This window comes from Pseudomonas sp. Irchel s3f7, assembly GCF_900187615.1.
GTDB lineage: Bacteria > Pseudomonadota > Gammaproteobacteria > Pseudomonadales > Pseudomonadaceae > Aquipseudomonas.
In genome coordinates this window covers 32,331-46,839 of record NZ_FYDO01000001.1, presented here as the reverse complement: position 1 = coordinate 46,839, position 14,509 = coordinate 32,331, and the positions used below count along the sequence as shown (strand labels likewise).

The following is a 14,509-nucleotide window of genomic DNA, read 5'->3' as shown; positions in this document are numbered from 1 at the left end:
TATAACTCACAGTCAATTAATTTTCACAGGCATTACTTACACAATCACATTTTTGATCATTCTTGCATTCAAACTTAGTTTCTCCACAGATGCATGCTTGCTTTGGGCTTCCTGCGTGACCAGCGGACCCCGCAGCAAGCAGTTGATTTTTATCATGTCTATCCGTCAAAACCGAAGAGCCTTTTACGTTACTTTCTTTGTGAGAATCAGCCGCCAGAGAAAAGCCAGATGATAAGACCATCATCATACAGAACGAACTTATTATTAACCTCATGATCCAACCCTCTAATGACGGCAATAGTTTTCGAATCGGATTTTTTATACCCTGGAAACTCAATTCACAAATATTACTTAGCTATATAGAAAGGAGGATTACGTGCTGTGCTTTTTTATCGCACACAGCTGACTGTTAAACTAACGTTACACCTCAAACATTGGTTAGCTAACGATCGCGCAACTCCAACAATCGCCATAATAAACATTCAGCAAAGGCCAACGGTTCCTTTGGCAGCGATGGACTTACCCGCCCTGCCCCCTGCCACTCTAAAGTCAGCCGTTATAGCGACAAGGACAGGTATTGCCCGATAAAAACAGTGGTGCTCATCGCAAACGCTATCGTGAATTTTCGGGGCGAATCGTCATCGACACCATTGCGTCTCACAGGGTACACCGTCGTTGTCGCCGTCCATTTCCACTCCTGGACAATTTTGCAGAAAGCTTTTGGCCTCTTTGCACGAGGTCATCTGTGAGCAATATTTGCGCCCATCGCATTTGACTCGAGCGGAAACGGGTTTCGGCGCAGTCACAGCCGTAGAGGTTCTCTGGGGATTCGAAAGCCGAGCCTCAACCCAGAACTTTAATTCAGGTGAAAGCTTCAACGCCAACAGACCAATAACAAGCACCACCAGAATCAGTTTCATCTTGATCCATCCATGAAGAGAGACCGTTTGCGTTCTCACGTTGCCAACAACCGCCTACCACCAAAAAAGGTCATGTCCACCGAAGACTCTGGGCCCGAATTACCCCTAGGGAAGCCCCGTTACATCGCGCAAGGCAAACAAATGTTCGTGCGGTACACGCGGGTCGCGGCCACCCTAAGCACATGTGGAATGTGCGTCTCCTCCCGCGCCCGCAAAAAAACCTTCCCAACTGGCTGATCTGAACGATTTACGTAGCTTTCCTAAATCGACTCTGAAAAAGCACCTTACCGTTTAGAAAATGATCTGTTTTATTATATTTTTGCAGCGATATGTTGACGAGTATAGTCGACATCAGGCCACTGTAAGCCCGAGACTTTTCAATAACATCGCTGCCTGACTTTTAGAGATAATCGCCCCCTTGAACTGCTTCGCCTCCATTAGCTTCAGTCCGTGCAAGCTAGCTTCGCGTAGGTCGACATTGTCAAATGCGGGCACCATTTACCCGGACATTACTTAGACTCCAACCTTTGAATACAGAGTGACGAAAATCCACTCCCCTTAGATCAGCGTCGGAAAAACCCAAATTATCCAGCTCACACTTAAGAAAGAAGAAACCAAGGAGAAATGCACCCACCAGCAATGTTTCTTTGAAGATAACCCCCCTAATGAAACAGCCCCGCTGAAATTAGCCCCCGTCAACTTGTATTCCGTAAATGTAACCATGCTCAAACGACAATTCTGCCAGTCATTGTTATTAAAGTCGCTATTCGACCCATTACGGCCGCTCGATGGAATGGTTAAGTAGCTGTCGCGATTGGCCATTTCTCGCCAAGCTTGGAGTCACCATAGGTTTTGATGACCTCAGAGATGATGACTTGATAACCGGCAAGCCAATTTTCCTGAGCAGCCTTTGCCTCAAGGTGGCGGGGATGCTCAACCAATACCTGAAGTGCTTCGAGAGAACTCCAGTAGTACACATTGGAGAAGAGACCCGTCTGTGGATTCTCCCAAGCTTCTTCGCCAAGGTAACCAGGGATCGATTTTGCGATTGCAGCGATTTCCTGATCGAGTCGGTGGAAGGCTTCATCAAACTGCTTTTTGGCAAAGATGAACGTTGAAGAGTACATAGGCTTTGCTCCTTTCGCGGCGTTTGCTTGCCGATGATTGCACTGACCGGACTTGGGTTTGCCTCAAACCTATGCTAGCTGGTTGGCACCCCAACTATTAGTAGACGATGCATCTGGCGTCATGTTTTCCGCCGATTGTGTCTGATAGCGTTCCTTGTCCGATGCGTAACTCCTTGTTCGGCTTTAGTGTCGCGCGGTAATCCCCCCTGAAATCCGAGCCCGGAAGCCTCTGCTAAAAGTAAAGATTTCAATCTCACATGCGTATTTTTCTGCCGTGGAAACCATGGTCGACTTTTTCAACAGAATCCGCCAGAAGCAGTCATTCGCACACGCCTATTTCAAGCCCGATAAAAGCCTGAGCACTTCAGGCTGAACGGGTTTGCGCCGAGACTATTTTCTACTCAGTGACCCAGCGGTCCGTCAGCTTCGCGCGCTAACAACTCATAAATCCGGTCATCTATCGAATGCGCTACATTGAAGCGCATCCAGGGCACTACTCGAGCATCCGGCATAAACAATTGCCCAGGTGCAAGCAGGATTTTTTCATCCCTGGCCTTCATGGCGAGTTCGGTGGAATTCTCGATCAGCGGATGGCGAGCCCACAGAAAAAGTCCTGCGTGTGGCTTCACAAATATTTCCATTCCCACGGATTCCAGCCGCCGAGCCGCGGTTTCGTGAGCGTGCGCCAAATTGTTTTGCAGCTGTTTGATGTGTTTGCGATGCCGTCCTTGCAGTAGCACATCGAGTACCAGTTCTTCGGCTATTTCCGAAGTAGTCAGGCCGCTGACCAGTTTTAGCGGCACCATTTCGTCGATCAATTCCTGGTGAGCGGCGATAAAGCCGACTCGCAGCGCCGGGGCGATGGTTTTGGAAAAACTGCCGACATAGATCACCCGCGATAACTGATCCATGCCGGCCAACGCCTGTTGACCGGTCGGGTCAAGGTCGGCGTAGATGTCGTTCTCGACGATCAGGAAATCGTATTTTTCCGCCAGTTGCAGTAGTCGATGGGCGACGGCCAACGACAGGCTGGTGCCGGTGGGGCATTGCAGGCGGGTGTTGGTGAAAAATACCTTGGGCCGATGAAGAAGAATGAGTGCTTCAAGTACGGCAAGGTCAACTCCGTCGCGGGTGCGCGGTACGCCCAGTAGCTTGGCCCCTTGCATATGCAGGTTGAGGAACAGGTTGTGATAACCCGGCTCGTCGACCAGTACATTGTCACCGCGTTGCACCAGGTAGCGCACCACCAAGTCCAACGCATGGCTACCGCCGCTGGTCAACATGATCTGCTCCGGGTGCGCAGCAATGCGCGTGTCTGCCAGTTTCTCAGCCAGCTTGGCCCGTAATCGTGCGCTACCCTTGGCGAGCCCGTAGCCGGAAAAATCACTCAATTCTCTACGGCCTAAGGCACGCAGGCTGCGTTGCAGGCCTTCGTGATCGGTCCACTGCTCGGGTAACAAACCGACGCCGGGACGCAGTTCCATACCCATTGGCTGAAAGACCTTTTGCAGCAGCAGATAGGCGTCGAAATCGACTTCGTTGTCTGTCGCGGTTGTCGCTGGTGGTGGCTCGGCAAGCGTCCCGCCCGACATGTCGCGCACGTAGAAGCCAGCATTACGCACGGGTGTCAGATAACCGAGCGCAACCAGCCGATCATAGGCCTCGACCGCTGTGAAGTGGCTGACTTTGTGAGTCTGGGAAAATTTGCGAATAGACGGCAATTTGCTACCGGGGCGCAAGCGCTGCTCTTTGATCGCCAGGCTGATACCGGTGACGATCTGGCTGACCAGCGACTCCTCCGAGCTGGGGTCTAAAAACATCATAGAAACAACCGTCCAAGCGTGGCGTTCTGCGGTGGGTGTATCGGTAAAACGACCATAACAGTGATGCAGCCCAGAAGTCTTTTCTGTTCATGGTGCCCCGGTAAAGGGTGTTGCACGATCACCCCATAGCCGGTCGACCAATTCGGTCGAAACATACCATGAACAAGGATGCGTAATGCACGACATCAGCTATCAATTCGATCGTAGCCGGATCTCCAGCGAAGAGTGGGAAACCCGATGCGATCTGGCTGCACTTTATCGATTGCTCGCCCACTTTCGCATGACCGATCTGATCGATACGCATATCTCCGCCCGCGTACCCGGTGAGGAGGGGCACTTCCTGATCAATCGCTACGGTGTGCTGTTCCACGAAATGCGCGCTTGCGATCTGATCAAGATCGATCATGAAGGCAATGCCGTGAACTCACATCACGGCCCCGGGAGTGTCAATCGCGCGGGGTTTAACATCCACTCGGCGATCCATGCGGCACGTCCCGACATCGCTTGTATCGTGCATACCCACACGTCAGCCGGTATTGCGGTTTCCGCACAGGAAGAGGGGCTGCTGCCGATCAGCCAGCATGCACTCAAGTTCTACCGACGGCTTGGATACCACGACTATGAGGGTATCGCGTTGAACCCCGAAGAAGGCGACCGGCTGGTTTTAGACCTGGGTTTGCACATGGCGATGATTCTGCGCAATCACGGGTTGCTCGCCGCAGGCCGGTCCATCGCCGAAGCGTTCAATCAGATCTATTTTCTGGAGCGCGCTTGCCAGGCCCAGGTTCAGGCCCTGGCCGGCGGCCGGCCGCTGCGGACGCCCCCTGAGGCAGTGTGCGAATTAACCGCGCGACAGTCCGATGACGAGATCGATCAAGAGCTGCACCAACTCGCCTGGACTTCCGCACTGCGCCTGATTGCCGGTGATCGAGAGGATTACCGGTGCTGAAGTACGGTCGACGGTCAGACCGTTGCCGATGACAGGAGTCACCCTTCTACTGGCCCCAGAGTCAGGGATGGGATAGCTGTCAGTGATCCCCCTGAACACTGCCAAGCGTGTTTCAAATCTGCCAAAACCAATAATCCTAGAGGTAGACATGAATAAGAAAACAATCGGAGCCTTGTTCCTCACAGCCATCACGTCGAGTGTCATGGCGGGTGAAATGACCGTGATTTCGTTCGGCGGAGTGAGCAAGGACGTGCAGTCGGAAGCGTTCTATAAACCATTCGAAAAGGCCACCGGCAACAAGGTGGTGGCCAGTGAGTACAACGGTGAAATGGGCCGCATCAAGGTCATGGTCGACACCAACAGCGTCAACTGGGATGCGGTACAGGTCGAGGGGCCAGAGCTGCTTCGCGGTTGTGACGAGGGGTTGTTTGAACATCTGGATACGGCACAGTTCGGCAAGCCGTCGGACTTCGTGCCCGGCACGTTCTCCGAATGCGGTGCCGGTCTGCTGGTCTGGTCGATGGCGATAGCTTACAACGCTGACAAACTCAAGGTCGCGCCGACCGGCTGGACCGACTTCTGGGATACACAGAAGTTTCCTGGCAAACGCGGCCTGCGCCGGGGGGCCAAGTACACGCTGGAAGCCGCATTGATGGCCGATGGCGTGGCTTATGCCGACATCTACAAAGTGCTGTCTACCCAGGAGGGGGTTGATCGAGCGTTTCGCAAACTTGACCAGATAAAACCTGATATCCAATGGTGGGAGGCAGGCGCGCAGCCGATGCAGTTCCTTGCCAGCGGTGATGTGGTCATGAGTACAGCGTTCAACGGTCGGGTTTTCGCTGGCCAGGAATCGGGGGCCAATGTACAGATCGTCTGGAAGGGAAGTATCTATGCCATCGACTCATGGGCGATCCCAAAAGGCAGCAAGAACAAAACGATGGCCGAGCAGTTTATCGCGTTCTCCCTTCGCCCGGAAAACCAGAAAGTTCATACTGAAAAGCTAGGTTATGGTTCGACCAACCAGCAAACCGCTGCATTGCTTGAGCCGGCGTTGGCGGCTCGCCTGAACACCGCCCCGACTAACCTGGGACAGGCGATGCCGATCGACAATGAGTTCTGGGTCAACCATGGTGAAGAGCTTGAGCAGCGCTTCAATGCCTGGGTGGCTAAAACGAACTGACGGTGTGTGGTGATGGCAGCCGACAAGGTGACGATTGACTTGACGTAGAGGAGGCAGCAGTCGAGATCAAAGACCGCAGGAAACGACCTCTGTTCAGCCCAGCCACTTCCCCTTCCCTTCACCGCCACACTATGAAAACACAAGCCCATGATTTTCCTTGAGAACGTCTGGGCTTGTGGTTTTTGACGACTAAAAAAGGGCCGGCGCATGAAGTCTGCCACGCGTTCATAGTCCTCAAACGGAAACTCCACGCCATAGCCGGCGGTCTGCCAATACGGCCGGTCCATGCAGTGGACGGCAGGAGCAGGGTCGTAGCGTTCGGCACCCGAACACTTGGCGTGAGCTGAGCGTCCACTTGAACTGACGCACGAACGCTTCGAGGTGGTTCTGCACCACGCGGTACAAAGTCACCAGGTCGCCGTTGATGTCGTTGAGCACCTCCTCGACCACGGAGGGTTCAGAAGTCGTATTTGACCCCAAGCATGCCCTCGTAGCTGTGGCTATCACCATCGAAGGCCTTCTGATAGCCCGCGGAGATGTAGAACGTGACTTTCTTGTCCGCCTGATAATCGACGCCCAAATTGGCCTCCCACCAGCTCCCGCCGATATCGGCCTCGAAGGGCACGAAGCCGTCGGCCGAAGAAAACTCGGTTTTTGGCTGGCCCTTGAACTCATGCCAGACGCTGGGACGCAGCCAGCCGTTGGTTCGCAAAGTTTCTCCTTTGTCGTTTTCGCGAAACCAGTCTTTGGCCAGGCGCACGCCCAAGCGGCCGATCAGCGAGTCAATGTCCTTGAAACGCACGTCGGCAGCGATGTCGTTGCTGTCATCGAGGTCGATGCGCGAATAGATCAATTGAGCCTGGGGTTCGAGGTAGAGATTTTCGAACTTGTCCTCGCCTTCACCTTCATCGATCAGGAACGGGTAGCCGCCTTCCAGTGACGCGGTATAACCCCAGCCCTTGCTGTCCAGCTCATCGATATCGCCCGGTTTGGCCTCGATATCGAAATGGTGGAGTTGCAGCACGCCATCGACGTAGGCACCTTCGGGACTGAAGTGCGTCCAGTAACCGCCCAGACTGTAGGCACGCAGCACGTTATTCCCGGCACCGAATCCGGTGTAATGCTCCACACCACCGTCAATCTTGCCGATGGCCAGGGACAGGCCTGCTTGGTCGTGGCTGCCATCAGTGTCTTCACCGTCGGCCTGCTCGGTTCGTAGTCGCATCAAGCACGGCCGCATTCGACTCAAAGCTGATGGTGGCGACCGGTTGAAACCGGCCAGAAGCAAGCCGTCATCGATTATGTGGACTCTCGTCTAAGTATCGATTTGGCGCCAGCACGGTCGCCAGTAATGTTTTAGGCAGACGCAAAAGAGCCATGTGTTTTCTCTTATCGTGGTGGTTCGAGGACTGCTTTTTCCGCAGGCGCCCTACTCTTCGAATATCGCCACCGCCCGAACAAAACCCGCCGACGCATGCTTGATCTTGTAAGGGAAACACGACACCTCGAAGCCACTGGCCGGCAGGGATTCCAGGTTGGCGAGTTTTTCCATTTGCCCGTAACCGATATCACGTCCGGCCTTGTGCCCTTCCCAAATAATCGAGGCATCGCCGTCGGCTGCAAAACGCTCACGGGTATATTTGAACGGCGCATCCCAACTCCAGGCATCAGTGCCAACGACCCGCACCCCGCGTTCCAGCAGATACAACGTGGCTTCTCGACCGATGCCCACACCGGCATCGAGATATCCCGGCTGGCCGAACAGCGCGCCGGCCCGAGTGTTGATCAGCACGATGTCCAACGGCTGCAATGCGTGACCAATTCGAGCCAGTTCCGCTTCGATCTCGTCCGCGGTCACCACATGACCATCGGCCATGTGCCGAAAATCCAGCTTCACACCCGGTTGCAGGCACCACTCGAGCGGCAACTCATCGATACCAAAAGCCGGCTGTCCGCCATCGGTGGTCGAGGCGTAATGCCAAGGTGCATCCATGTGCGTGCCGCTGTGAGTGGTGATGTGCAGTCGCTCGGCGGCCCAGGATTCGTTGCCCGGCATCTGCTCGAGTTGCAAGCCGGGAAACATCGCGGCCATTTCCGGCCAGCCTTGCTGGTGATCCATGTAATCGATCTTCGGCAACAATGGTGGCGGATCGGTGTAGGGGTTGTTGTCGAGGGTGACAGACAAGTCGACGAGGCGACGTTTTGGCTTAGTTGGCTGCGACATGAAAGGTGTCTCCGGTCAGCGGAAAATGTCTGGGATTCGAAGGGTTGAGGGCGTTGCGCACCAGCGTGGCCGCGTTACGGTCATGGTTGAATCCGGCAGCGCGCGCCTGCGGTGTTTTCAAGGGCGGCATACGTCCGAACAATGCTTCCAGTCGGGCGTCCGGCACAAAGCCGATCAATGCGCGGCGTTCCTGCCCATAACGCTCGGCCAATGCGTCAATCACCTGGGCAATCGACAGATGCAGAACCGGCAACTGCCACACCCGTTGCGCCCCAAGCAAGGTGCCATCCAGCTCTGCGGCGTGGATCAGGTTGTTCACGCAACAACGGGCGGACATCCACCACGCCGTCGCTTCTGGAGAAACCGGGCATTGATAGGATTGACCGTCGGCGAAGGCTCGCATCAGGTCGCTCATGAATGCCGAACGCAATCCATTGGGTTCGCGAGGTCGGGCGACGATGCCTGGCAGGCGCAACACACGACCGTCCACATCACCCCGCCGGGCTAGATCACTGATGGCGCTTTCCACCATGGCTTTGTGCGTGCCATAGGACAATTCGGGACGCAACTCGGCCGTCTCGTTCATCCGTGCGGGTAGAACACCGCCGTACACCGCCACGCTGCTGGCATACACCAAAACTGGCGGATGGGTTTTGTTGCGCAGCTGATTAAGCAATTCCAGGCTGGCCAGCAGGTTGACCTGGTAGCCGAGGTCGTACTGCTCTTCTGCCGTGCCACCGGGAACACTCACCAGATGGAACACCACATCAATGCCGTCGGCCAATACCCGACGCATCAAGGCCAGATCCGTCACGCTGCCGAAATGACGACGAAGACGGGCATCTTCCGGCAGGCCCTGCAAGTCTTTGTCCAGTACCAGCAACGAGTCGATGGCCTGCCCTCGCAAGCTGCCCAGCGCCAGCAGACAGCGCACGAGTTCACGTCCGACAAAACCATTGGCACCGGTAATCAATACACGCATAAAGCGCTCCTCAGCCTTGGGCCTGAACGATGCATTGATCGATTGCGCCGAACAGCGACTGGCCATCGCTGCCGGTGACATCCATGTGCACGCGGTCACCAAAGCGCATGAAGCCGGTTTGTGCGGCGCCCAGTTCGATCATCTCGATGGCGCGCCGTTCGGCAATGCACGCCGATCCCGCGCTTCTGTCGGTATTGGAGACCGTACCGGAACCAATCAGCGTGCCCGCTCGCAGCCTGCGAGTGAGCGCGGCATGGGCAATCAACTGGCCAAAACTGAAGTTCATCTGCCCGCCGTGCGGATGACCAAACCATTGGCCATTCCAGTGCACCTGCAAAGGCAAATGCACACGCCCGTCGCGCCAGGCGTCGCCCAGTTCGTCGGGTGTGATGGCCAGCGGGGCGAAGCTGGAGGACGGCTTGGCCTGCAAAAATCCAAACCCCGTACTCATTTCCCGAGGGGCCAGGGCGCGCAAGCTGACGTCGTTGATTTGCAGGATCAGTTTGACGTGTTGTTGCGCCACCTCGGCGGCGCAGCCCATCGGCACATCATCCACGAGCACCACAAACTCGCCTTCGAAATCGATGCCCTGGCTCTCGCTCGGCAGCGCGATATCGTCCCGTGCGCCAATGAAATCGTCGCCGGCGCCCTGATACATCAGCGGCGTGTTTTCGACCCCGTCGATGGGGTCAAGGTTGAACGCTTTCTGCATCAGCGCACCGTGACTGAGAAATGCCGAGCCATCGCACCATTGATAAGCTCGGGGCAATGGCGCCATCGCCTGGGCGGGATCGAAGGCGAAGGCATCCGCCGCCTCGCCCGCATTCAACTGAGCCGACAGCAACTGCAAGCGAGGCTCGGTAGTGCTCCAGTTCTCGATTGCCTGTTGCAAGGTGAGCGCCACGGAACGGGCATCCACTGCCCGGGCGAGATCCCGCGAGACCACGACGAGCTGACCGTCGCGGCTGCCGTTTTTCAGTGTGGCGAGTTTCATGCCGATGCTCCCTTGCCATTGCTCAACTCAGCGGCGAAACGCCCATCAAGCAGAATGAAGACCATGCGCGCCATCGCTTCGGTTCGGTTGCTCCAGGCGTGGTTGGTGCCACGTTGAACCACCACGTCGCCGCGTTTGAGGTGCACCTCTTCCTTATCCAGCACCAGCCACACCTCTCCTTCGGTGACGATGCCGTAGTCGAGGGTCTCGGTGCGGTGCATCAATTTATGCCTGGAGTCGTGTTGACCGGTGCCCGCTTGGGACTCGCCGATTTCAGCAAACACCGCCGCGGCATCTTCGGCGCTGACCTGGTTCTGCACGCTGTCCGGTGGAATATCCACCACGCGAATGACGCTGCCCTGTGGCCCGGGACTGAGTTGCAGGGGCTTGCTGCTTGGGTCACTGGCGTTGTCGAGCAAAGCCGGGCTGGTGCTGCTGTTCCACAGTTCGTAAAACACCGTACCCGGCACGGCCGATAGCGGGAACACGTTCGGCGTGGGTCCGCTACTGGCGACGATGGCCTGGCCCTGCTGATCGTGGCCGGTGACCACTCGTTTGAATTCAGGAAGCGCTTGCATGGAAAATCCTCGTTCAGTTTCCGTCGCCAATGGTCTTGCCACCGGCTTCAACATTCGCGTGCTGCAACAGACCGCCGAGCCTGGGTACGGCCAGGCAAAACACCGCCACCAGCAGTTGCGATCCGCCCACGATCCCTAACGCACGGGGCAGCGCCATGGCGTCACCATGGGTCAAGGCGAGAACCGCCAGGGGGCTGATAAATTCGCCGGCGAAGATGGCCGCGGTAAAACACCCCGCCGCCCGCCCGCGTTGATGGAAATTGACTTGCGCCATGATCCAGGTGATCAGCGTCGGCAACATCAAGCCAATGCCCAAGCCGTTGATGGTCACTGCGACCACGACCTGCACATGGGTCAAGGCCTCAGCCATCAGCAACCCGCCGATACCTGCCAGCACATAGGCGATCAGCAGCATGTGGTGCCCACGCATCCCGCTGAACAAACGAAAGCTCAGCGCACCGATCAGCACGCCCAGTTGGTTGGCGCCCATGGTCATACCGATTTGTTGCGGGGCATCTACTTGCAGAAGATTGAGCAGATAACCGGCCTGCACCGGCACGATAAACAGGCTCAAACCTGCCAGCAGTGACAGCACATACATAGGCATCAGCGCACGCCACGGAAACTTCCCGGTTGGCAACGACTGCAGGGGTTGTCCGGTTTGTGGGCGGGCTTGCGGCTCCCACAACTTCCAGGCCATCAGTGGCAGGAAAATCAAACCCACGGCGTACAACGCAAACGGGGTGCGCCAGTCGTTTTGACCCAGGAAGCCACCCAACGCGATGAACACAGCAGCCGACAACGACGTGGCGACCATCTGCAAGGCAAACAGACGCTCACGCCTGGCACCGCTGTAGTAATCGCCCATCAGCGTGGTGCAGCAGGTCATGATGCCCGCCTCGGCCAATCCGATACCCGCCCGGCTGAGTACGATGGCCTGCAGTGAATCGAGCCAAAGCGGCAGCACACCACAGAGGACATACAGCAGCATGCTCGCCAGCAACAAGGGCTTGCGCCCAAGGCGATCGGCGATCAGCCCGGCGAACGGCGCCAGCAAGGCAATCACCAACGCTGGCAGCGTCAGTACGATGGGAACCAGTACGGCGCTGCCGTCGACGCCAGCAAAGTGCGCCTGCATCCGCGGCAATACCGGGGCCAGCAACACCGCACCCAACACCGGCAGGCAGCTGCCGAGCAGCAACAACATCGACTGCGCCAAACCGGCCTGACGGATGGGTTTTACGAAGGTATCAGCGACCATGGCAGTGCTCCTTGAGGCGCAGGTGATGAACGTCCGCGACCACTGCTGGCTCGGCCCCCGCCCTATGGGCCACCGGCATTGGTACAACGGCGTCCTGCGCATTGCGCCCTGCGGGTAACAGGAAGTACGCCAGCGCGGGCAGCAACACCAATGCACCGACCATGTTCCAGACAAACATGAAGGCCAGCAGCACGCCCATGTCGGCCTGGAACTTGATCGGTGAAAACGTCCAGGTCGCCACGCCGATGGCCAGGGTGATTCCGGTCAGCATCACCACCTTGCCGGTGGATACCAGTGCGCGGTAATAGGCTTCGGACAGGCTCGCCCCTTGGCGCAGGTGACCCAGGAGAATGCTCATCACGTACAGCGCATAGTCGACCCCGATGCCGACGCCCAAGGCGATGACGGGCAGCGTGGCGACTTTCACGCCGATGTTCAGCCAGACCATCAAGGCTTCGCAGAGGATGGAGGTGAGCATCAGCGGAATCACCGCGCACACCGTCGCGCGCCAGGAGCGGAAGGTGATCAGGCACAGCAAAATGACCGCGCCGTAGACCCAGACGAGCATTTCGCGATTAGCTTGCTTGACCACAATATTGGTCGCCGCTTCGATGCCGGCGTTACCCGCCGCCAGCAGAAACTGCACCTCGTCGGTGTTGTTCTCGGCGGCAAATTTTTCCACATGCTCAACCAGGCGGGTCAGCGTCTCGGCCTTGTGGTCGGTAAGGTAGGCGTACAGGGTCAACAGGCTGCAATCTTCGTTGTACAACCCTCGCGGCGCGCTGGCGGTGATCATGTTGAGCATCGCCTGATTGTTCTGCAGCTCGTACCACTTCGGGTTGCCTTCACTGAGCCCGACCAGCATGCGCCGGTTAAGCAACGCCAGCGAGTTGGTCGAATCCACGCCCGGCAAGGCGCGCAGTTGCCAGTCAAGGGCATCGACCTTGGCCAGGATGTCGTAGCGTGCACAGCTGCTGGCCGGGGTTTTCACCATCACCGCGAACAGGTCGCTGCTGGCGCCGTAATGTCGGGTCAGAAAAGCATCGTCCTGGTTGTAACGCGAGTCCGCACGCAGCTCTGGAGCACCGGCGTCGAGGTCGCCGATTTTCAATTGCAGGCTGACCAGAAAGCCGAGTGCTGCCAAGGCGAGGCTGATGGCGATGCACAGGCTGGCCCAGCGCCGATGAGTGAACAGGTCCAGAAAACGCCAGAACGCATGGCGCGCCTGCCCGCTTTGTTCGGCCTGTTCGCTCTTGAGGCTCAGCTGCGCGGCACGCGGCGTCACGCCGACATAAGAGAGCAAAACCGGCAGCAAAATCAGGTTGGTGAAAATCAATACGGCCACGCCAATGCTGGCGATCACGGCAAGGTCCTGAATGACCTGGATCTTGATCAGCATCAGTACCGCAAAACCTACAGCGTCACACAGCAGCGCTGTCAGCCCGGCGAGAAACAACCGGCGGAAGGTGAAACGTGCAGCCACCACGCGGTGCATGCCACGCCCGATGTCTTGCATGATGCCGTTCATTTTCTGCGCGCCGTGGCTCATGCCGATGGCAAACACCAGAAACGGCACCAGTACCGAGTACGGGTCCAGCTGGTAATTCAGCAATGGCAGCAGACCGAGCTGCCAGACCACCGCCACCAGCGAGCACAACACCACCAGCACCGTACTGCGCAGGCAACGGGTGTACCAGAAAAGCACGGCAGTGGTGATCAAGATCGCGACGGCGAAGAACAGCAGGATCTGCTTAAGGCCGGCAATCAGGTCGCCGACTTTTTTTGCGAAACCGGTGATGTGAATCTCGATGTTGGCACTTTGATAGGTGCTGCGCAGGGTCTCCAGTTGTTCGGAAAGCACCGCGTAATCCAGCGCCTTGCCGTCGGTGGTGGTTGCCAACAATGGGACGTAGATGATGCTGGAGGTCTGGTCGAAGGCCACCAGTTGACCGAGTTCGTTGGAGCGTTGCACGTTGCGGCGCAGAGCATCGAGATTAGCAGCGGTGCCACTGTAGTCGTCCGGGATCACCGGACCGCCATCCAGGCCATCTTCGGTCACTGCGACCCAGCGCGTGGCCGGTGTCCATAGCGACTTCATGTACGCACGGTCGACACCCGGCAGCAGGTAGAGCTTGTCGCTCAGGGCCTGCAGGGTCTTCAGGTACTCGGCGTCGTAGATGTCGCCGCGCTTGTTCGCTACCACAATCCGCAGGGCATTACCCAAACCCGTGAGCTGTTTCTGATGCTCAAGGTAGTTTGCAATGTAAGGCTGCTGTGTGGGGATCATCTTTTCGAAGCTGGCATTGAGCTCGATACGGGTGGCTTGATAACCCAATACCAGGGTCGTCAGCACACACACCAGCAGGACCCACAGGCGGTGGTTGAACAGCGTGCGTTCCACCACTGAACCGGAGCGTGGATCGAAATTCGCCAGGCTGGCCGTGGCGTTGTCGAAAGACTTCATAACC

13 protein-coding genes and 1 pseudogene are annotated in these 14,509 nt (G+C 57.0%); 2 read left to right on the top strand and 12 right to left on the bottom strand.

The features are described 5' to 3' along the window. Window positions 1-638: 638 nt before the first annotated feature. The 4 genes from CKW19_RS00210 to CKW19_RS00195 form a co-directional block, all read right to left on the bottom strand. Entirely contained in the window at window positions 639-920 is a 282-nt protein-coding gene (locus tag CKW19_RS00210; RefSeq protein WP_095056018.1) for an excalibur calcium-binding domain-containing protein, read from the bottom strand. A 481-nt stretch (window positions 921-1,401) separates the two neighbouring features. Then, window positions 1,402-1,560 carry a pentapeptide repeat-containing protein gene (locus tag CKW19_RS29370; RefSeq protein ID WP_371856331.1) on the bottom strand — a complete coding sequence of 53 codons (159 nt, stop codon included), beginning with the start codon at window positions 1,558-1,560 and terminating at the stop codon, window positions 1,402-1,404. Window positions 1,561-1,717: 157 nt separating this feature from the next. Next, a complete protein-coding gene (locus CKW19_RS00200; protein ID WP_095056016.1) occupies window positions 1,718-2,047 on the bottom strand; it encodes an antibiotic biosynthesis monooxygenase in 330 nt (109 codons plus the stop codon). A 401-nt stretch (window positions 2,048-2,448) separates the two neighbouring features. After that, entirely contained in the window at window positions 2,449-3,870 is a 1,422-nt protein-coding gene (locus CKW19_RS00195; protein WP_095056015.1) for a PLP-dependent aminotransferase family protein, read from the bottom strand. 175 nt (window positions 3,871-4,045) lie between these two features. Here CKW19_RS00195 and CKW19_RS00190 point away from each other — a divergent pair, with 175 nt between their 5' ends. Together CKW19_RS00190 and CKW19_RS00185 are read left to right on the top strand one after the other, a co-directional pair. Continuing rightward, the gene (locus CKW19_RS00190; RefSeq protein WP_095056014.1) at window positions 4,046-4,819 is read left to right on the top strand and encodes a class II aldolase/adducin family protein; all 774 of its coding nucleotides are present in this window, start codon (window positions 4,046-4,048) and stop codon (window positions 4,817-4,819) included. A 148-nt stretch (window positions 4,820-4,967) separates the two neighbouring features. Continuing rightward, a complete protein-coding gene (locus CKW19_RS00185; RefSeq protein WP_095056013.1) occupies window positions 4,968-6,002 on the top strand; it encodes an ABC transporter substrate-binding protein in 1,035 nt (344 codons plus the stop codon). Window positions 6,003-6,202: 200 nt separating this feature from the next. On the opposite strand, the pseudogene CKW19_RS00180 reads toward CKW19_RS00185, so the two are convergent. The 8 genes and pseudogenes from CKW19_RS00180 to CKW19_RS00145 form a co-directional block, all read right to left on the bottom strand. Continuing rightward, window positions 6,203-6,443: pseudogene (locus tag CKW19_RS00180) on the bottom strand (DNA adenine methylase); the annotation flags it as partial. Between the two features lie 16 nt (window positions 6,444-6,459). Next, complete coding sequence (locus CKW19_RS00175; RefSeq protein ID WP_256580275.1) at window positions 6,460-7,227, bottom strand: autotransporter outer membrane beta-barrel domain-containing protein; 768 nt, start codon at window positions 7,225-7,227, stop codon at window positions 6,460-6,462. Window positions 7,228-7,431: 204 nt separating this feature from the next. Next, window positions 7,432-8,226 (bottom strand): cyclase family protein, encoded by a 795-nt coding sequence (locus tag CKW19_RS00170; protein ID WP_095056011.1) that lies wholly within the window; start codon window positions 8,224-8,226, stop codon window positions 7,432-7,434. After that, the gene (locus tag CKW19_RS00165; protein ID WP_095056010.1) at window positions 8,210-9,208 is read right to left on the bottom strand and encodes an NAD-dependent epimerase/dehydratase family protein; all 999 of its coding nucleotides are present in this window, start codon (window positions 9,206-9,208) and stop codon (window positions 8,210-8,212) included. The genes CKW19_RS00170 and CKW19_RS00165 overlap by 17 nt, the downstream gene beginning before the upstream one ends. Before the next feature lie 10 nt (window positions 9,209-9,218). Next, on the bottom strand, window positions 9,219-10,202 hold the full coding sequence (locus tag CKW19_RS00160; protein ID WP_095056009.1) for a fumarylacetoacetate hydrolase family protein: 984 nt from the start codon (window positions 10,200-10,202) through the stop codon (window positions 9,219-9,221). Beyond that, on the bottom strand, window positions 10,199-10,780 hold the full coding sequence (locus CKW19_RS00155; protein WP_095056008.1) for a cupin domain-containing protein: 582 nt from the start codon (window positions 10,778-10,780) through the stop codon (window positions 10,199-10,201). The genes CKW19_RS00160 and CKW19_RS00155 overlap by 4 nt, the downstream gene beginning before the upstream one ends. 13 nt (window positions 10,781-10,793) lie before the next feature. Then, the gene (locus CKW19_RS00150) at window positions 10,794-12,041 is read right to left on the bottom strand and encodes an MFS transporter (protein WP_095056007.1); all 1,248 of its coding nucleotides are present in this window, start codon (window positions 12,039-12,041) and stop codon (window positions 10,794-10,796) included. Beyond that, window positions 12,031-14,505 (bottom strand): RND family transporter, encoded by a 2,475-nt coding sequence (locus tag CKW19_RS00145; protein ID WP_095056006.1) that lies wholly within the window; start codon window positions 14,503-14,505, stop codon window positions 12,031-12,033. The genes CKW19_RS00150 and CKW19_RS00145 overlap by 11 nt, the downstream gene beginning before the upstream one ends. Window positions 14,506-14,509 lie beyond the last annotated feature (4 nt).